Source organism: Methylobacterium dankookense (assembly GCF_902141855.1).
Lineage (GTDB): Bacteria > Pseudomonadota > Alphaproteobacteria > Rhizobiales > Beijerinckiaceae > Methylobacterium > Methylobacterium dankookense.
Map to the genome: position 1 here is coordinate 24,678 of NZ_CABFVH010000010.1, position 19,355 is coordinate 44,032.

Annotated in this window: 15 protein-coding genes; 10 read left to right on the forward strand and 5 right to left on the reverse strand. The window is 71.0% G+C overall.

The genetic code is table 11. From position 1 onward, the window contains the following. The first annotated feature begins 21 nt into the window (after window positions 1–21). A complete protein-coding gene (locus MTDSW087_RS10405) occupies window positions 22–492 on the forward strand; it encodes a CAP domain-containing protein (protein WP_144763702.1) in 471 nt (156 codons plus the stop codon). A 10-nt stretch (window positions 493–502) separates the two neighbouring features. Here MTDSW087_RS10405 and MTDSW087_RS10410 read toward each other — a convergent pair whose 3' ends face one another. Further along, a complete protein-coding gene (locus tag MTDSW087_RS10410; protein ID WP_144763494.1) occupies window positions 503–1,333 on the reverse strand; it encodes an OmpA/MotB family protein in 831 nt (276 codons plus the stop codon). 90 nt (window positions 1,334–1,423) lie between these two features. After that, complete coding sequence (locus MTDSW087_RS10415) at window positions 1,424–2,197, reverse strand: motility protein A (protein ID WP_144763496.1); 774 nt, start codon at window positions 2,195–2,197, stop codon at window positions 1,424–1,426. Window positions 2,198–2,506: 309 nt separating this feature from the next. Here MTDSW087_RS10415 and MTDSW087_RS10420 point away from each other — a divergent pair, with 309 nt between their 5' ends. Next, on the forward strand, window positions 2,507–4,288 hold the full coding sequence (locus MTDSW087_RS10420; RefSeq protein WP_144763498.1) for a glucan ABC transporter ATP-binding protein/ permease: 1,782 nt from the start codon (window positions 2,507–2,509) through the stop codon (window positions 4,286–4,288). Window positions 4,289–4,538: 250 nt separating this feature from the next. Here the strand turns inward: MTDSW087_RS10420 and MTDSW087_RS10425 are convergent, their stop codons facing one another. Beyond that, a complete protein-coding gene (locus tag MTDSW087_RS10425; RefSeq protein ID WP_144763500.1) occupies window positions 4,539–5,432 on the reverse strand; it encodes a YihY/virulence factor BrkB family protein in 894 nt (297 codons plus the stop codon). Between the two features lie 137 nt (window positions 5,433–5,569). On the opposite strand from MTDSW087_RS10425, the gene MTDSW087_RS10430 reads away from it, so the two are divergent. From MTDSW087_RS10430 to MTDSW087_RS10440, 3 genes are all read left to right on the forward strand, one after another. Further along, window positions 5,570–6,460 (forward strand): DMT family transporter, encoded by an 891-nt coding sequence (locus MTDSW087_RS10430; RefSeq protein ID WP_144763502.1) that lies wholly within the window; start codon window positions 5,570–5,572, stop codon window positions 6,458–6,460. A 187-nt stretch (window positions 6,461–6,647) separates the two neighbouring features. Further along, window positions 6,648–8,330, forward strand: coding sequence for an acyl-CoA dehydrogenase family protein (locus MTDSW087_RS10435; protein WP_144763504.1), 1,683 nt, complete (start codon window positions 6,648–6,650; stop codon window positions 8,328–8,330). A gap of 340 nt (window positions 8,331–8,670) precedes the next feature. Continuing rightward, window positions 8,671–11,097: a putative bifunctional diguanylate cyclase/phosphodiesterase gene (locus MTDSW087_RS10440; RefSeq protein WP_373321972.1), complete on the forward strand. Its 2,427-nt coding sequence runs from the start codon at window positions 8,671–8,673 to the stop codon at window positions 11,095–11,097. Window positions 11,098–11,254: 157 nt separating this feature from the next. On the opposite strand, the gene MTDSW087_RS10445 is transcribed toward MTDSW087_RS10440, so the two are convergent. Both MTDSW087_RS10445 and MTDSW087_RS10450 read right to left on the reverse strand, forming a co-directional pair. Then, window positions 11,255–11,833 (reverse strand): hypothetical protein, encoded by a 579-nt coding sequence (locus tag MTDSW087_RS10445; protein ID WP_144763506.1) that lies wholly within the window; start codon window positions 11,831–11,833, stop codon window positions 11,255–11,257. A gap of 181 nt (window positions 11,834–12,014) precedes the next feature. Continuing rightward, window positions 12,015–12,197, reverse strand: coding sequence for a hypothetical protein (locus MTDSW087_RS10450; protein WP_144763508.1), 183 nt, complete (start codon window positions 12,195–12,197; stop codon window positions 12,015–12,017). A gap of 158 nt (window positions 12,198–12,355) precedes the next feature. Between MTDSW087_RS10450 and MTDSW087_RS10455 the strand changes: the two genes are divergently transcribed. From MTDSW087_RS10455 to MTDSW087_RS10475, 5 genes are all read left to right on the forward strand, one after another. Further along, window positions 12,356–13,624, forward strand: coding sequence for a glycosyltransferase (locus MTDSW087_RS10455; RefSeq protein ID WP_144763510.1), 1,269 nt, complete (start codon window positions 12,356–12,358; stop codon window positions 13,622–13,624). Between the two features lie 334 nt (window positions 13,625–13,958). Beyond that, window positions 13,959–14,312, forward strand: coding sequence for a phasin (locus MTDSW087_RS10460; protein ID WP_144763512.1), 354 nt, complete (start codon window positions 13,959–13,961; stop codon window positions 14,310–14,312). A gap of 191 nt (window positions 14,313–14,503) precedes the next feature. Continuing rightward, a complete protein-coding gene (locus MTDSW087_RS10465; protein WP_144763513.1) occupies window positions 14,504–15,229 on the forward strand; it encodes a hypothetical protein in 726 nt (241 codons plus the stop codon). Window positions 15,230–15,419: 190 nt separating this feature from the next. Then, window positions 15,420–16,673 carry an N-acetylmuramoyl-L-alanine amidase gene (locus MTDSW087_RS10470; RefSeq protein ID WP_144763515.1) on the forward strand — a complete coding sequence of 418 codons (1,254 nt, stop codon included), beginning with the start codon at window positions 15,420–15,422 and terminating at the stop codon, window positions 16,671–16,673. Between the two features lie 176 nt (window positions 16,674–16,849). Further along, window positions 16,850–19,270, forward strand: a complete 2,421-nt coding sequence (locus MTDSW087_RS10475; RefSeq protein WP_144763517.1) for a penicillin-binding protein 1A — start codon at window positions 16,850–16,852, stop codon at window positions 19,268–19,270. Window positions 19,271–19,355: the final 85 nt, after the last annotated feature.

Consider the following 19,355-nt stretch of genomic DNA (forward strand, 5'->3'; position numbering starts at 1 on the left):
GTCAGGCGGATCGGGATCGGGATGGCCGGCGCGGCGGCGCTGCTTCTGGCGGGCTGCGCGGCCGATGCGCCCACCACCTCCGCGATCCCGGCCCTGTACCTGCCGCTCGCCAATACCAGCGCGCAGGTGGACGCGCAGACCGCGCGCGACATGATCTCGGCCTATCGCCGCAACCGCGGCGAGGGCCCGCTCACCGTCGATCCGGAATTGCAGCGCCTCGCCGAGGCCGAGGCCGCCGCGATGGCGCTCGCCGACCGGCCGAGCAAGGCGCAGACCGTGAAGGGCGCGGTGGGCCGCCTCGGCTACGCCTCGCCGAACGCCAACCTCTCGGCCGGCTACCACACCCTGGCCGAGGCCTTCTCCGGCTGGCGCGACAGCCCGCCCCACAACGCGGTCCTGCTCGATCCGGAGGCCCGACGGATGGGCATCGCCACCGCCTTCGCCCCGGGCTCGAAATACAAGGTCTACTGGGCGCTGCTCACCGCGAAGTAGGCGGCCTGCCTCAGGGCAGCCCCTTCAGCGGGGTCGGAGGCGCTTCCTTGAGGAGCGTCACGGTCACGCGGCGGTTGGCGGCGAGGTAGGGGTTGTCGGGAAACAGCGGCTCCGTATCCGCCTTGCCCGAGACCGAAGCGAATCGGTCGTCCGGCACGCCCGATCCCGCCAGGATCTCGCGCACGCTGATGGCGCGGCTCGCCGAGATCTCCCAGGGCGGCGCCAGCCGGCGCTGGCCCGGTCGGTCGGTCGCGGTGAAGCCGGTGACCGCGATGCGGTTCGGCATCTGCCGCAGGACCGGCGCGAGCGCCTCCAAGAGGCGGCGCGTCCGCTCCGTCGGCCGGCTCGACCCGTCCGGGAACATCGAGCGCCCGTCCTGGTCGACGATCGACACGTCGAGGCCCTGCTCGGTCTTGGCGACGATGACGTGCTTGGAGAGCTCCGCGATCTCGGGCAGGTCCTGCAGCGCCTGGCGCAGGGAGGCGGCCGCGAGCCCGAAATTCTCGGGGTCGCCCTGGTTGTCGAGCCCGTCCTCCGCGCTCGGCACGTCGCGCGGCGGCGTGGTCCGGTCCGAGGCGCGCTCGGGCGGGATGTCGCGCAGGTATTTCAGCTTGTCGGCCGCCGGCAGGCCCTTGTAGTCGATCACGCCGGCGAAGCGCGATTCCTTGTTGACGCCGAAGGCGTCGCGCATCGAGCCCGCCACCGCCTGCATCTTCTTCTGATCCTGCGTCGAGTACGCCGCGATCATCACGAAGAAGCTCATCAGGAGCGCCATCAGGTCCGCGAAGGTCACGAACCAGCCGTGGCCGCCATGCGCACCGCCGCGCTTCTTCTTGGCCACCTCACCGCACTCCGCTCAAGTGTCGCCGGCCCCGGCCGGCGAACGCCGCCGCACGCGCGGCGGCGCGCGGTCGCGCTTGCCGGGTGCGGGTCACGCGGCCGCCTCGGTGAGCGATTCGCGGTGGTTGTGCGGCAGGTAGGCGACCAGCATCTCGCGCACCAGGGTCGGGCTCTTCTGGTCGCGGATCATCAGGATGCCGTCGATGATGAGCGAGCGGGAGACGTCCTCCTCCTCCAGCTTCACGTGCAGCTTGTCGGCGATCGGCAGGGTGACGAGGTTGGCGATGAGCGCGCCGTAGAGGGTGGCGAGCAAGGCGGTCGCCATGGCGGGGCCGAGCTTCGAGGGGTCCGACATGTTGGCGAACATCGTCACCATGCCGAGGATGGTGCCGATCATGCCCCAGGCCGGGGCGCAGTCGCCGAAGGCGCGGTAGATCTTCGAGCCCTCGTCGAGATGCATCAGGAAGTTGTCGCGGTCCCGCTCCATCGTGTCGCGGATGAACTCGCGGTCGTAGCCGTCGGCGATGTAGCGCGCGCCCTGCGCCAGGAACGGGTCGGCGATCTCCATGTTCTCCAGCGCCATCGGCCCGCTCTTGCGGACCACGTCGGCGATCTTGGTGATCTCCTCGATGAGGTCGTGCGGCTTCACCGCGCGCATGGTGAAGGCGTAGCGCAGGCCCATCGGCAGGCCGTGGGCGATGGTCGAGAAGGGAAAGCGGATGATCGTCGCCATGACGGATCCGCCGAAGATCACGATCACCGCGTGCTTGTCGAAATAGGCGGCGAAGTTGCCACCGTCGATCATGATCAGCGTGAACACGACGCCGATGCCGCCGAGCAGTCCGACTCCGGTTGCGAGATCCATCGGGACACGACCTGACGCGCGAATTCGGATGGGCAGAGGCGCCGCGGCGCTTGTCGCGGGCTCGCCCCCAGCGTTAGGAAATCTTGCTGAACGAACCGTAAAGGCGCCGTCCCCTGAAGGGCCGCGTCATGCACCGTTCAGGCTGGGCCGGGCATAAGCCCTTCTGCAACGGGGAGAATGCCGGCACACGGCAGCGCTTCCCGCGGCGAAGGGAGCACGACCCGGCCTGCATCCTGCGGCACGGGTACAGGAGAAGCGGCGCGGATGCCCGAAGGGGCCCGGCGCCGAGAGCGGGCAACCGGAGTGTCCATGTCGCTGGTTCGTCTCTACGCGCGCGTGCTGGGACTGCTCGGCACCGACCGCAGACTCGCCTGGGGGCTGGCGGGCGCCAACGTCATGCTGGCGGTCACGGCCTTCGCCGAGCCGCTGCTCATGGGCCGCATCATCGATCAGCTCACGCATCTGAAGCGCGGCGGCGACGCCATGGGCACGATGCTGCCGCTCATCCTCGCCTGGGTCGCCTTCGGCTTCTTCACCATCGCCGCGGGCGTCGCCATCGCGCTGCATGCCGACCGACTCGCCCACCGCAACCGGCTCTCGGCCATGGCCGGCTATTTCGAGCACGTGCTCGACCTGCCGCTCGCCTTCCATGCCAGCACCCATTCCGGCACCGTGCTCAAGGCGATGCTGGAGGGCGGCAACGGCATGTCCACCTTCTGGCTCGGCTTCTTCCGCGACCATTTCGCGGCGCTCGTCTCGCTCGGCGTGCTGCTGCCGATGACCCTGTTCGTGAACTGGAAGCTCGGCCTCATCCTCGTGGTGCTGGTGCTCGTCTTCACGGCGCTCACCACCTTCGTGATGCGCCGCACCGAGACGCTCCAGGGCCGGGTCGAGCTGTACAATTCGGGGCTGGCCGCCCACGCCTCCGACGCGCTCGGCAACGTCGCCGTGATCCAGTCCTTCACCCGCGCCAAGGCGGAGAAGGATGCGATGCGCGACATCATCGGCAACCTGCTCGCGGCCCAGATCCCGGTCCTGTCCTGGTGGGCGCTCGCCAACGTGGCGACCCGCGCTTCGGCGACCATCACCATGACGGCGATCTTCGTCACCGGCATCATGCTCTACCAGGCCGGCACGACCACGGTCGGCGAGGTCGTGGCCTTCATGGGTCTCGCCACCGCCTTCGTCGGCCGCCTCGACCACGTGGTCGGCTTCGTCAACGGCGTGTTCCAGCAGGCCCCGAAGATCGCCGAGTTCTTCCAGATCTACGACACGGTCCCGGCCGTGCACGACCGGCCGCACGCCAAGCAGGTCGCCCGCCTGAACGGCGAGGTCAGCTTCGAGGGCGTCGAGTTCTCCTACGACGGCCGCCGCCAGGCGCTGGACGGGGTGTCCTTCTCGGCGCGTGCCGGCGAGACGGTGGCGCTCGTCGGCACCACGGGCTCGGGCAAGTCGACCACGCTCGGCCTCCTGCACCGCAGCTTCGACCCGGCCTCGGGCGCCATCCGGGTCGACGGGATGGACATCCGCGACATCGGCCTCGCCTCCCTGCGCCACAACATCGGCGTGGTCTTCCAGGAGCCGATGCTGTTCGCCCGCTCGATCCGCGAGAACCTCCAGGTCGGCCGCCCCGACGCGACCGATGCCGAGATACTCGACGCGCTGGACCGCGCCCAGGCCTCCGCCTTCATGGCGCGCCAGCCCGACGGTCTCGACACGGTGATCGGCGAGCGCGGCCGCTCGCTCTCCGGCGGCGAGCGCCAGCGCCTCTCGATCGCCCGGGCGCTCTTGAAGAACCCGCCGATCCTGATCCTCGACGAGGCCACCTCGGCCCTCGACGCCGCCACCGAGCGCAAGCTCCAGGCGGCTCTGGAGACGGTGATGGAGGGGCGCACCACCTTCGTGATCGCCCATCGGCTGGCCACGATCCGCAACGCCGACCGCATCCTCGTCTTCCACGAGGGGCGGATCGTGGAGAGCGGCACCTTCGACGAGCTGGTCGATCAGGACGGCCGCTTCGCGGAGCTCGCTCGGGCCCAGTTCATGGCCGCCGAGGCCGAGACCGACGACGACCTCGCCATGGCGGCCTGAGGCGCGCGACCTCGAGGCACGCAAAAAGAGGCCCGCCGGAAGGCGGGCCTTTTGCAGGTGCTCTGGGGATCGCATGGAGTGCAAGGTGAATGCGCCGGCACCGCCTGGGTTCCGCTGCCCGTGTGTGATCCGGCACCTCCGGGTTTCCAAAGGGATCATCCCTTTGGTGGGGTGTCGGGGCGAAGCCCTGACGGAAGATCCCGGGCTCTGTCCGTCCCTTAGAGAGGGATGATCCCTCGCGACACCCGGATCAGGGGGCCGGCAGGCCGGCGCGGCGGGCCTGCATCTTGGCCTGGAGGCGGGCGCGGCGGGCCGCGATCACCGTGCCGTTGATCTCGCCGCCGAACAGGAACATCGCCGCGAGCCAATAGAGGAAGACGAGGAACACCATCGCCGTGGCGAGGCCCCCGTAGGTGGAGGCGTAGGCGCTCGAGAAGCGGTCGAGATAGAAGCCGAAGCCGAGCCCGGCGAGGAACCAGAGCAGCAGCGTCGCGGCGATCCCCGGCAGCACCATCAGGATCGGCCGGCGCCCCGCCGCCACGAATTTGTGGGCGATGACGAGCACCAGCACGAGGAGGAAGGCCGTCACCGCGATCCGCCCGATCGCCACGGTCAGGCTCAAGGGCTCCAGACCCGGCGCCACGTTGATCAGGGTGCGCCAGATCAGCGGCCCGAGCACCACGAGGAAGGCGAAGGCCAACATCGCGAAGGCACCGCAGATCACGTAGCCGATCGATTCGAGGCGCGTCAGCCACCAGGGCCGCATCTCGCGGATGCCGTAGGCGCGGTTCAGGCCGACCCGCAGGCTCTCCACCCCCGAGGACGAGAAGTAGAGGGCGAGCAGCGCGCCGAGCGTCAGCACGCCGCCGCGCTGCTCGGTGAGCACCCGGTGCACCTCGCCGACGATGGGCTTGGCCACCTCCTTCGGCCAGGCGTCGAGGATCAGCACCCCGGCCTCGTCGGCGAGCGACTTCGAGCCGAATACGCCGGCGAGCGCCGCGAGCAGGATCAGGAAGGGGAACAGCGAGGTCAGCATCGACAGGGCGATGTGGCTCGCGATGGCCCAGCCGTCATGGGCGACGAAGCGCTGCGCGGCGATCGCAGCGATCTCGAGGGGGCGGCGCGGGCGCGGAGTGGGAGGCATGTCGGGTCCGGTCTCTACACCGGATCCGCGCCGGGGCGGGAGTGCCTGCCCCCCGGCCTCCCCAGGCGCGGCGCCGGGCTGGCTCGCGGGCTGAGTCCCCGATACAGGGTCCGGGCCTCCCTCCCCCAAGCATCCCCATGGCACGATCCGCATCCGAATCGGCGAACCCGGCGCTGCGCCTCGTCCCCGGGCTCTTCGTCGTGATCTGGTCGAGCGGCTTCATCGTCGCCCGGCTCGTCGCGCCCCATGCCGAGCCCTTCACCTTCCTGTCCCTGCGCTTCCTGCTCACGGTCTGCGTGCTCGGGACGGTGGCGCTGCTCGCCGGCGCGCGCTGGCCGGTGGGCTGGCGCGGCTGGCGGGACGCGCTGCTTGCCGGGATCCTGCTGCAGGGCCTCTATCTCGACGGGGTGTTCTGGGCGGTGAGCCACGGCCTTCCCGCCGGACTGACCGCGCTGATCACGAGCCTGCAGCCGCTGCTCGCGGCCCTGGTCGCCGGCCCGCTGCTCGGCGAGCGAGTCTCGGGACGGCGCTGGCTCGGCATCGGGATCGGCGCGCTCGGGGCCGGGCTGGTTCTCGTGCCGAAGCTCGGCCCCTCCGCCGACGCGATCCCGCCCGCCGCCCTCGCCGTCTGCTTCGCGGCGACGCTCGCGCTCACCGCCGGCACCCTGTGGCAGAAGCGCTTCGCCGCGGCGGTCGACCTGCGCACCAACGCGGCCGTGCAGTTCCTCGGAGCCGCGCTGCTGACCGTGCCCCTCGCCCTCCTCCTGGAGGACGGGCGCTTCGACCCCAACCCGCCCGCGCTCGCCGGGCTCGCCTGGGCGGTGCTCGGCCTCTCGGTGGGCGGGGTCCTGCTCCTGCTCGGGCTGATCCGGCGCAAGGCGGTCGCGGGCGTCTCCGCCCTGTTCTACCTCGTGCCGGCGGTCTCGGCCGTCATGGCCTACGCCCTGTTCGGCGAGACCCTCACCCCCGTGCAGGTCGGCGGCATGGTGATCGCCGTGCTCGGCGTGGCCCTGGCGAGCCGGGACTGATCCGAACGGCGACGCGCCCGCCGCATCGCCATCTGCCCGCGCGACGGCGGGCTCCCATATTGCACCATGGTGCAATGCGGCGCGAATTCACTTTCGTTCAGAGCCGGTGCAAATAAAAAAATATCTCCACCTCGGCGTAGCGCCCTATAACGGGGCCCGAGAACCAATCGCTTACACAGGTGCGCACATGTCAGCCTCCCCCGCTCTCCAGACCGAACCGCAGGACATCGTCGCCCTGGCGACGGAGGCCGGGGCGGCGGCCGGGAAGCTCGTCGCCGAGGCCACGCGCCGGGTGCGCGCCCGGGTGCTCGGCCAGGACGGCAAGATCGACGCCGCCAAGCTCGAGACCGAGCAGCACGCCACCCACGGCCTCGCCTGGCTCGCGGTCTACGGCGAGGCGGTGCGCGAACTCGGCGCCTACGCGGCGAGCCTCCAGGCCGCCGGCCGCCTCGGCGAGACCGAGACGCTCCTCGTGAGGATCGGCGCGGGCGAATACCTCGACCAGATGTTCGGCGGCATCCCGATGAGCCAGGGCGAGATGGTGCGCCCCGTGGGCTCCCTCGGGCTCTCGGCCAAGGAGCTGGCGCAGTTCCGCACCGACGCCGTCGAGGCGATGATCGCCACCGGCAACACGCCCCAGAACCGCGCCGCGCTGGTCGCCAAGATCCGCGAGGGCGGCGGCTCGGCGACGATCGGCGATTCCGGCCTCGACGAGGACATGGAGGCGATCCGCTCCGAGATGCGCCGCTTCGGCAAGGCCGAGGTGGTGGAGCAGGCCCACGAATGGCACCTGAAGAACGCCTACATTCCGATGGAGATCATCGAGAAGATGGCCGAGCTCGGCGTGTTCGGCCTCACCATCCCCGAGGAATACGGCGGCATGGGCATGCCGAAGGCCGCCATGTGCGTGGTCTCGGAGGAGCTGTCCCGCGCCTATATCGGCGTCGGCTCGCTCGGCACCCGCTCCGAGATCGCGGCCGAGTTGATCCTCGGCGGCGGCACCGAGGAGCAGAAGCAGAAGTTCCTGCCCAAGATCGCGAGCGGTGAGATCCTGCCGACCGCGGTCTTCACCGAGCCGAACACCGGCTCCGACCTCGCCTCGCTGCGCACCAAGGCGGTGAAGGACGGCGACACCTGGAAGATCTCGGGCAACAAGACCTGGATCACCCATCCCGTGCGCGCCGACATCATGACCGTCCTCGTGCGCACGAAGCCCGAGGAGAAGGGCCATCGCGGCCTCTCCATGCTGATCGCCGAGAAGCCGCGCGGGGACGACGCGAACCCCTTTCCCGTCGAGGGCCTGTCCGGCGGCGAGATCGAGGTGCTCGGCTACCGCGGCATGAAGGAGTACGAGCTCGCCTTCGAGAACTTCGCCGTGCCGGGCGAGAACCTGCTTGGCGGCGTCGAGGGCAAGGGCTTCGCCCAGCTCATGCAGACCTTCGAATCGGCCCGCATCCAGACCGCGGCCCGCGCCATCGGCGTGGCCCAGTCGGCCCTCGACATCGGCCTGCGCTACGCCGAGGAGCGGGTGCAGTTCGGCAAGGCGCTGATCAACTTCCCCCGCGTCGCCGACAAGCTCGCGATGATGGCGGTGGAGATCAACATCGCCCGCCAGCTCACCTATTTCTCGGCCCGCGAGAAGGACGAGGGCAAGCGCTGCGACCTCGAGGCCGGCATGGCCAAGCTGCTCGGCGCCCGCGTCGCCTGGGCGGCGGCGGACAACGCGCTCCAGATCCATGGCGGCAACGGCTTCGCCCTGGAATACAAGATCAGCCGCGTCCTCTGCGACGCCCGCATCCTCTCGATCTTCGAGGGCGCAGCCGAGATCCAGGCCCAGGTCATCGCCCGCCGCCTGCTCGAGACGGCCTGATCCCGGAACTGCTGCTCTCATGTCCCCTCCCCTTGCGGGAAGGGGTTCGGGGTGGGGGTGGTTCAGGATGAGGCGTAGCGGTGCCTCCTGGCCCACCCTCACCTCCGGCTCCTCCCCGCAAGGGGGAGGAGAGGCCCAGCGCGATCCGACGTGATCGCTCGTGCACAAGTCTCCATTCTCGAGCGTGCTGTTCTCCCGTTCCTGATCCGCTTCAGCCGCAGACCTCTGGGCGATATCCGGATCCTTCGATGCGTTCATCCCGATACGAAGCCGGCATATGAACTCGCTGTAAGGAAATGTGCTTCTAGATCGCGCATCGAGATCTTCGGAGCGAACTCGCGTGTCGTCGCACATCGCAGCCCGCGTATCGGGTAACCTGGTCCAGCACTGGCAGGACAGCCGGCGTGCCGGCGGTGCGATCCCGAGCTACGAGAGCGTCGTGCTCGGGCGCCTCGGGCGACTGGCCGACCGCTGCGCCCTCGTGGCGACCCGCGACGGGCGGGCGTCCACCATCCTGTGGGGCGGGAAGGGCTTCGCCGACTGGCTCGATCAGGACGTCCGCGGCCTCTCGCTGGCGGCCCTGCCGGACGAGGTGCGCCGCTCCGTCGAGGAGGTGGTGATCTCGGCAGCCCGGGCCGCCGCGCCGGCGGAGGCGCGCTGCGACCGCCTCGCGGAGGGCGTCGTCACCACCCATCGTCTCGTCGGCGTGCCCCTGTCCCAGGGCGGCGCCGATCCGCTGATCCTCATCCATCTCGGCGACGAGGCGGTGCGGACCGAGCTGGCCCGGGCCCTGTTCGGCGCGACCGAGCAGGGGATGCTCGCCCTCACGGCCCTGCGCGACGCGTCCGGGGCCATCACCGACTTCGAGGTCGTCGCCCTCAACCAGGGCGCCGCCCAGATGTTCGGCCGCGCGGAATCCGAGCTGCAATGGCAGCACCTCGGCGCGCTCGTCCCGCCCCGCCCCGGCGTGGACACGGTCGGCCGCCTCGCCGAGGCCCTCGCAAACCCTGGGCGCAGCGTGTTCGAACTCGCCTATCCGCGCCTGGACGGCCGCGTGCTGCACCTCAAGGTGGAGGTCGGCGCGGTCGGCGACCTCGTGGCGGTGACGCTCACGGATGTCGGCGACATCAAGGCCCGCGAGGATTCGTTCCGGCTCCTCTTCGAGGACAACCCGCTGCCGATGTGGCTGGTCGATCCGGCCGCCGGCCGCTTCGTCGCCGTGAACGCGGCGGCCGTGGCGCATTACGGCTACGACCGCGAGACCTTCCTCACCCTCGGCCCGGCCGATCTCGCCGTCGCCGACGCGGGGGACGGCGATGCGGTCCTGCGCCACCGCCGCGCCGACGGCTCCGTCATCGAGGTCAGCCTGTTCGAGCGGGCGATGCCGTTCGAGGGCCGGCCGGCGCGCCTCGACGCGGTGGTCGACGTCACCGAGAGCCGCCGCAACGCGGCGCGGGTCGCCCATATGGCGCATCACGACGCGCTGACCGGGCTGCCGAACCGCGTGCTGTTCGCAAGCCGCCTCGGCGAGGCGATCGCACGGCAGCAGGCCCGGGGCAGCGGAGCGATCCTGTTCTGCCTCGACCTCGATAAGTTCAAGATCGTCAACGACACGCTCGGGCACCCGGTCGGGGACGCGCTCCTGCGCGAGGCCGACACCCGCCTCGCGGGCTGCCTGCGTGAGGAGGACTGCGTCGCCCGCCTCGGCGGCGACGAGTTCGCCGTGCTGATCACCCGGGCCGCCGAGCCCGGGCTCGTCCAGAACCTCGCGGGCCGCATCATCGCCGAGATGGCGACGCCTTTCCGCATCGCCGGGCAGGATTGCCATATCGGCACGAGCATCGGCGTCGCCTGCCTGCCCCGCGACGGCGAGGACCCGGAATCGCTCCTGCGCAACGCCGATCTCGCGCTCTACCGTGCCAAGGCCGATGGCGGCGGCACCTTCCGCTGCTTCAAGCCGGAGATGGATGCCTGGGTCCAGGCCCGCCGCCGCCGCGAGAACGACCTGCGCGAGGCCTTCGCCCGGGGCGAGCTGTCCCTCGCCTACCAGCCGCTCGTCGACGCCCCCACGCAGCGCATCTGCGCCTTCGAGGCCCTGCTGCGCTGGACCCACCCGGTCGAGGGACCGATCTCGCCGGGCGAATTCATCCCGCTCGCCGAGGAGACCGGGCTGATCGGGCCGATCGGCGCCTGGGTGCTGCGCCAGGCCTGCAACGAGGCGGCCGCCTGGCCGGACCATGTGCGGATCGCCGTGAACCTGTCGCCGATCCAGTTCCGCAACCGCGATCTCGTACGCACGGTCGCCGAGGCGCTGGAAGCCTCGGGCCTCGCCCCGCAGCGGCTGGAGCTGGAGATCACCGAATCGGTGCTCCTGGCCGAGAACGAGGCCAACGTCGCCACCCTGCACGCCCTGCGCGCGCTCGGCGTGCGCATCGCCATGGACGATTTCGGCACGGGCTATTCGAGCCTCGGCTACCTGCGCTCGTTCCCGTTCGACAAGATCAAGATCGATCGCTCCTTCATCAGCCAAGTCGGCGAGAACCCGCATTGCAACGCCATCGTGCGGGCGGTCGCCGGCCTCGGGGCGAGCCTCGGCATCGCCACCACCGCCGAGGGCGTCGAGACCGCGGCGCAGTTCGCGCATCTGCGCGCCGAGGGCTGCAGCGAGGTGCAGGGCTTCCTGTTCAGCCGCCCCCTGACCGCCGCCGACGCCCGTACCCTGCTCGACCAGGACGCCTCCACCCGCCGCCTCGACACGGCCGCCTGAGCGGCGGGGCGGGTGCACCCCCCACGACGCGCTCCCTCTCCCCTTCGGGGAGCAGCGTGCGCACGAGCGTTGGCGCCGGCCCGGCCGCCGCGGATCCCCTTTCCCCGCTTGCGGGGAGAGGGGGGCGCCACACTCCGAAGCGAAACCGGAAGTGCTATCAGGGCATGAGCCCGGCGATGCTGCCGAGGGGAAGGCCGCCCATCGAATCGCTCATGCCGCCGCTGAGGCCGCTCAGCGTACGCATCCAGTACATCGCCTGCGCCATCTCGGAACCGGAGCCGCCCGCACGCCGCACGGCGTGGCGGCGATGCGCCGCCGCGGTGTAGGGGGACGCGTGGCGCACAGGGCGCGCCGCCACGCGGGCCGAGCAGGCGCAGACGGGGGCGGATCGCGCGACACCCCGGTTGCCGGCATGGGCGGCGCGCCGCGGCGTCGCGCCCCGGACGGCCGGGCCCGGCGTGCGCCGCTCCGTCCCCCGCTCGCGCCGCTGCGGCGGGGGCGCCTCCGCCTGACGGGGCGCTCCCGCCTCGTCCATCACCGTGCGGCAGGCCGGGCTCAGCCGGGCATGCTCCCGCGCGAGGCAGGCCTTGATGGTGCCGACATTCGGGATGGCCGAGGCGCAGAGCCGGAACACGTCCGGCATGCAGGCGGAGCGTTGCGCCTCCGTCCCCTGCGCCAGCGCCTGCGGCGCGGCCAGGAGGGGGATCAGCAGCGCGAGCGCGTGACTGGTCTTCATCGTCGGGTCTCTCCTCGAAGATGGGGCCCTGTCTCGCGACGCGGGATTCCCCATCTGCGACTTCATCCCGGATCCATCGACTTGGCCGTGTCGTCACGCACGGCCCGTCGCGGCCGGGACGGCCGAGACCTGAATTCTGCCAGCAGTCGGGCGGCCAAGACAGTCGAGATTCGGTCCTCCCCTACTTCGTCACCTTCACCGAGACTGGATCGCTCGAGGGGAAGGTCTCCTCCAGGGCCTCGTCGAGGCGCTCGCTCAACTTGCCCTGCTTGTTCTCGGGATTGGCCTTGTCGCCGGGCTTGGCCGAGCCCTGCTGGAAGCCGGCCTTGCCGGAATTCTGCGGCTTGCCCGGGCTCTGGGACATGGTTCGCTCCTCGGTTCGGTGTCGCTGCGGCTCCCAGGCCGCGCCTGTCGCACCTCAACGCGAGGCGGGCGCAGGCGTTGCAGGCGGGGCGTTTACCGGGCGGCAGCGCGGACGGGCCTAACCTGCGTCCGCAACGCAATTGCCGCCGGACCCGAACCATGCACGTCGTCATCCTCGCCGAGTTCGCGGGCGTCAGCGGCGGAGCCGAGAAGGTGGCCCTCGAATCGGCCCGCGGCCTCGCCGATCTCGGGCTCTCGGTCACCTATCTCCAGGGCATCGACGGGCCGGTCGACCCGCTCCTCGACCATCCCCGCATCCGGCGCCTCTGCCTCGGCCTGCCCGACATCTGGAGCCGCGGGGCGCTGGCGGGCGCCGCCTCCGGCATCTGGCACTTCACCGCGGCCGAGCGGGTCGCGGCGGCGCTCGCCGGCCTCGAGCGGATCGACGCCCTCCACCTCCACCAGTGGACGCGCAGCCTGTCGCCCAGCGTGTTTCCGGTTCTGGCGGGCGCGGGCGCGCCCGTCTTCGTGACGCTGCACGACTACTTCCTCGCCTGCCCGAACGGGGTCTACTACCGGTTCGACCGGACCGAGCCCTGCGCGCTGAAGCCCATGTCCGCCGCCTGCATCGCGGCGCCCTGCGATTCGAAGAGCCGGGCGCACAAGATGGTGCGCGTGGCCCGCAGCGCGGCCTTGCGGCAGGCCCTCGCCGGGCGCGCGCTCCACGTGATCCATGTCTGCGATGCGAGCCAGCAGCGGATGGGCGCGCTGCTCGGCGGCTACCGCCTGCGGCACCACCGCGTCGACAATCCCGTGCGCACAATCCCCGGGCCGCCGGCCGCCCCGGAGCGGGGCGACGCCATCGCCTATATCGGCCGCCTCACCCGCGAGAAGGGCGCCGACCTCGTGGCCGAGGCGGCGGCCGCCGCCGGGCTCACCGCCCTGTTCGTCGGCACCGGCCCCCTGGAGGCCGAGCTCGCCGGCCGCCCCGGGGTGGAGATGCTGGGCTGGCAGGCGCCGGAGGTGGCCCAGGACGTCCTGCGCCGGAGGGCGCGGGCGCTCGCCGCGCCCTCGCGCTGGTTCGAGACCGGGCCGCTTACCGTCTACGAGGCGCTCGCCGCCGGCATCCCCGTGGTCGCCTCGGAGCGCGCGGGCGCCTCGGAGAAGGTGCGGAACGGCGAGACCGGCTTCGTGGTGGCGCCGGAGGTGGACGCCCTCGCCGGGGCCTTCCGCGCCCTGCGGGACGACGCGCTGGCCGCCCGGCTCGGCCGCGCCGCGCAGGCGCGCTTCGAGGCCGCGCCGATGGGGCTCGACACCCATGCCCGGACGCTGTCCGAGCTCTACGGGCGAGTGCTGCGCGAGGCGGCCTGTGCGGCGCAGCATGCGCAGCCCGCCACACCGGCGGCGGCCGAATCGGGCAATCTCTGATTTATTGCATTCATTATTTACCCGATTCGCAACGAGGCTTGCGCATCGGGCGTTTCCGGGCCAAGCTCGACCCCGTGCTTCGGTTGAATTCGCCGGCTCAGCGAAGCGCAACTGAACTTCGACTGTTTCGCGCCGCCACCGACAGGGGCGCGACCGCGGCGGATGATCCGCCGGACCATGCATTCGCACCGCTAACATTTGATATGATCCGTCGCGAAGGCCACGAACCGCGCGAAGAGGCCTCTTGACCTTTTTGTTGCGATGCAACATAAATCCGCCCGCCAGTCATGGCCGATCGGGCCGGGCTGCGCCCGGTCATCGAGCGGAGAGAAACATGTCGACCCCGAACTACGAGATTCCGACCGAGCTGCGCGACTTCGCCGAGAAGAGCGTCGACCAGGCGCGCAACGCTTTCGGCGCGGCGATCACCAACGCCCACAAGGCCGTCGATCAGTTCCAGACGAACAGCAAGACCTTCCAGTCGACCTTCCAGGCCGCCGTGGCCAAGGGCTTCGACCACGCTCAGACCAACGCCTCCGCCGCCTTCGACCACGCCCAGAAGCTGGTTCGCGCCAAGGACTTCCGCGAGGCCTACGAGCTGCAGACCGAGTTCGTGCGCAGCCAGATCGCCACGCTCCAGGCCCAGGCCAAGGAGTTCGGCGGCCTCGCCCAGAACGCGGCGCACTGAAGCGTCGAGGCCCTCAGGGGCCGACAGGCCGGGAGTCCCGAGCGGGGCTCCCGGATCAGGCCGACCCGCAGGGTCGAGGCTCCGACGGCGACGGCTGGTCCACATGATCGCGTTCCGGCCGGAGGATTCTTCGAGGGATACGAGCGATGGGTAAGCAGCGCACGCCACAGGGTCCGCGTCGGAGGCCGCCCGTGCGGCGCAGCCCGGCCGCGCCCGCTCCGATCGCCGGCGGCGGCGCCCCCGAGACCGAGGCGCTGGATTCCATCGAGACGGACGAGGCGGTGACCGAGGCGGCCGCCCCCGAGACGCTCGAAGCCGCCCCGGCCGAGACGGCTGAGATCGAGGCCGAGGCGCCCACTGAGGCCGCCGTGCCCGCCGAATCGGAGCCCGAGAACGCGGTCGAGGCGCCTGAGCCGGCCGCCGTCGAGGCCGCTGCCCAGGAGGTCGCTGCCCAGGAGGCCGCCCCCGCCGAGGCACCGGAAGAGATCGCCGAGGACGAGGCCGAGGAGCCGGTGCACGCCGCGTCCGAGGAGCCCGCCGAGCCGGTGACCGAGGCCCCCGCCGAGGAGCCCGTCACCATCGCGGCCGCCGCCCCCGCGCTCGCAGCACTCGCCACCGAGATCCCCGCCGCCGCCGCGCCTGAAGCGCCCGAGGCGGCCAAGGCGCAGGGCTTCGCCTATAGCTTCAGCTTCAAGCCGACCTATCTCGACGTCGAGGGAATCGGCACGATCCTGCTGAACTACGTGCAGACCGAGAGCGCCGCGGCCCTGTCGCACATGCGCGCCCTCGGCGAGGTCCGCACGCCGGCCGACATGATCCGCCTGAACGTCACGGAGATGCAGCGCGCCGCCGACGCCTCCCTGACCTGCTGGATCGCCGTCGCCCGTCGCGCCAGCCGCCCGGTCTCGGCCCACTGAACGACCCGCCACAGCGGGTCCCCGACCATAATTTCGACGCGCCGCCGGTCCAAGGGGCCGGCGGCGCGTCGCCGTTTGCGGCTGTCGTCGGCACGCCACAGGCCTGGACGCATCGCGCGCATCCCGGCAACCATCGGTTAACCCTGCCGCCCCTATGCCCTAACGAGGGCCCGGGAGACAGCACAGAACGATGCCGAGCCGCGCGCGCCTGATCCGCACTCTCCTCCTCGCCGCCCTCCTCGTCCCGGCACTCACCGGTCCGCGCCCGGTCGCCGCGCAGGACAGCGAGCGGGTCGTCGCGATCGCGGCCGAGCTTGCGGGTGGCGCCGCCGGCACCAAGCTCACCATCACCCTCTCGAAGCCCGTCGAGGCGCGCGCCTTCGTGATGGAGCGGCCCGACCGGGCGGTGATCGACCTGCCCGAGGTCAATTTCCAGCTCGGCCCCGAGGCGGGGCGCCGCCGCGAGGGCCTGGTTCAGTCCTTCCGCTACGGCCTGTTCGCGCCCGGCCGCTCACGCATCGTGGTGGACCTCGCCGGCCCCGCCAGCGTCGGCGCCATCGAGACGGTGACGCGCCCCCGCGACGGCGCCGTGCTCCTCACCATCCCGTTCCAGAAGGTCGAGCGCGAGGCCTTCCGCAAGGCCGCTGCCGCGAGCGACCCGGCGCCCGCGCCGAAGGCGGTGGTGCGTGAGGCGGCCGACCAGCGGCCCCTGGTGATGATCGATGCGGGCCATGGCGGCACCGATCCCGGCGCCATCGCGGTGGGCGGCGTGTTGGAGAAGGACATCGTCTTCGGCTTCGCCCAATCCCTCGTGACGAAGCTCGAGGAGAGCGGCCGCTACCGCGTGCGCATGACCCGCGACCGCGACGTGTTCGTGCCGCTGGCCGAGCGGGTGCGCCTCGCCCGGGAGGCGAAGGCCGACCTGTTCGTCTCGATCCACGCCGATTCGATCTCTTCGGCACCGCAGGTGCGCGGGGCCACGATCTATACGGGCTCCGAAAAGGCGACCGACGCCGAATCGGCCAAGCTCGCCGAGCGCGAGAACAAGGCCGACGCCGCCGCCGGCGCCGATGCGGGCGAGGGCCCGCCGGAGATCACCGACATCCTGCAGGAGCTGACGCTGCGTGAGACCCGCGGCTTCTCCTCCGGCTTCGCCCGCACCCTGATGGGCCAGCTCAACCCGGTGATGGAGATGAGCACGAAGCCGCACCGTGAGGCGGGCTTCCGGGTGCTGCGCTCGCCCGACGTGCCGAGCGTGCTGGTGGAGCTCGGCTATCTGTCGAGCAAGCGCGACCTGGAGATGCTGCAATCGCCCGAGTGGCGCGCCGGCGTCACCGGCTCGATGGCGAAGGCGATCGAGCTGTTCTTCGCCAACCGCGCCACCCTCGGGCGCCCCGTCGCCACGGCGCGGCGCGCGGCGGCAATCGCCCCAGTTTCACCATAGATCCAGTGTGGATACGGGGCATCGAGATTGCCCCGTCGCGCCGCCGTCAGGATGCGAGCGGCCGGGGCCTCATGGCGGTCGCCCGCAAGGTTCTCTAAAAGCCTTCCGGAACGCGTCCGCCGTCCCAGCCGAGACAGGGCCGTGCGCGGCCGAGCCACCGACAGGCGGAATACCGGATGCGCTTGATCCTTCGCTTCTTCGGCTTCCTGTTCAGCATCGGCGCGGTGCTGTTCGTGGTCGCCGCGGCCGTGGGCGCGTTCTTCTACTGGAAGTACAGCCAGGACCTGCCGGACCACGCGGCGCTCGCCAATTACGAGCCGCCGGTGATGACCCGCGTCCACGCCGCGGACGGCTCGCTGCTGGCCGAATACGCGCGCGAGCGCCGGCTCTATCTGCCGATCCAGGCCATGCCGAAGATCGTGGTCGCGGCCTTCCTCTCGGCGGAGGACAAGAACTTCTACAAGCACGGCGGCATCGATCCCGAGGGCATCGTGCGCGCGGTGCTCACCAACGCCAAGAGCGGCAAGAAGCAGGGCGCCTCCACCATCACCCAGCAGGTGGCCAAGAACTTCCTGCTCTCCTCCGAACAGACCTACGACCGCAAGATCAAGGAGGCGCTGATCGCGCTCCGGATCGAGTCGGCCTACTCGAAGGACAAGATCCTCGAGCTCTACCTCAACGAGATCTTCCTCGGCACCATCGTGCCGGGCCGCAACCTGCACGGTGTCGCGGCGGCCGCGCTCGATTATTTCGGCAAGTCCGTTCACGAGCTGACCGTCAACGAGGCGGCCTATCTCGCGGCGCTGCCGAAGGGACCGAACAACTACCACCCCTACCGCAAGACACAGGCCGCGCTCGACCGGCGCAACGAGATCATCCGCCTGATGCGCGAGAACGGCTACATCACGCGCGAGGAGGAGGAGACCGCCAAGAAGCAGCCGCTCGGGGTCAACCCGCGCGTCGCCTTCCCGAACGCGGCCAACGCCAACTACTTCACCGAGGAGGTCCGCCGCGAGATCTCCGAGCGCTACGGCGAGAAGAAGCTCTACGAGGGGGGCCTCTCGGTGCGCGCCACCCTCGATCCGAAGATGCAGGCCTGGGCGCGCCGGGCGCTGATCGACGGCCTCGTGCGCTACGACCAGGCGCATGGCTGGCGCGGCCCCGTGGCGAAGGTGGATCTCGCCGGCCGCGACTGGGGCATGGCGGCAGCCGAGGTCGCTGCGCTCGGCGACGTGGCGCCCTGGCGGCTCGCCGTGGTGCTCGGCACCGGCGCGGGCGGCCTGCAGATCGGCCTCCAGCCCCGCCGCGAGGCCTCCGGCCAGGTCTCCAAGGACCGCGAGACCGGCGTGATCCCGCCGGAGGGCATGCGCTGGGCCGGCCGGGCCGGCCTCACCGCCGGCGACATGGTCTATGTCGAGGCGATGGATGGCGGGCGCGGCCAGTACCGCCTGCGCCAGAAGCCCGAGGTCTCCGGCGCCATCGTCGCCATGGACCCCTATACCGGCCGCGTGCACGCCATGGTCGGCGGCTTCTCCTACGACGAGTCGGAGTTCAACCGGGCCACGCAGGCGATGCGCCAGCCGGGCTCCTCGTTCAAGCCGATCGTCTACTCGGCGGCCCTCGACAACGGCTACACGCCCTCCTCGATCGTGCAGGATTCGCCGATCACCATCGAGGCCGGCCCCGGCCAGGAGGCCTGGACGCCCTCGAACTATGACGGCAAGGCCGGCGGCCCGCACACCCTGCGCTACGGCATTGAGCACTCGAAGAACCTGATGACCGTGCGTCTCGCCAAGGACGTCGGCATGCCGCTCATCGCCGAGTATGCCCGCCGCTTCGGCGTCTACGACGACATGCTGCCGGTTCTGCCGATGTCGCTCGGCGCGGGCGAGACCACGGTGATGCGCATGGTCACCGCCTACTCGATGCTCGCCAATGGCGGCCGTCGCATCCGGCCCACCCTGATCGACCGCATCCAGGACCGCATCGGCGAGACGATCTACCGGCACGACACCCGCAAATGCGTCGGCTGCGACGCCGAGAAGTGGTCGGGCCAGGATGAGCCGAAGCTGGTGGACGATTCCGAGCAGGTGCTCGACCCGCTGACCGCCTACCAGATGGTCTCGATCATGGAGGGCGTGGTCCAGCGCGGCACCGCGACGATCCTGAAGCAGATCGGCAAGCCGCTCGCCGGCAAGACCGGCACGACGAACGACGCCAAGGACGCGTGGTTCGTGGGCTTCTCGCCGGATCTGGCGGTGGGCATCTATATCGGCTTCGACAAGCCGCGCTCGCTCGGCGACCGGGCGACCGGCGGCGGCCTCGCGGCCCCGATCGCCCTCGACTTCCTGAAGAGCGCCCTCAAGGACAAGCCGCCGACGCCCTTCCGCGTGCCGCCGGGGATCAAGCTGATCCGCGTCAGCGCGTCCTCGGGCATGCGCGCCGGCTCCGGCGAGGGCGGCGGCACCATCCTCGAGGCCTTCAAGCCCGGCACCGCCCCGCCGGACGCCTACGTGGCCCGCCCCGATGGCCCCGGCGCCCCCGCCGCGGTGCCGGCGGACGCCGACCGCGCCGCCCAGGCCGGCGGCCTGTACTGAGACCGACTTTCCGGATCGACCAAGGCAGAGCTCCTCCCGCCACCGGCGGGAGGGGTTTTTCGGTTCCGACTTCTGCAATCTGCCT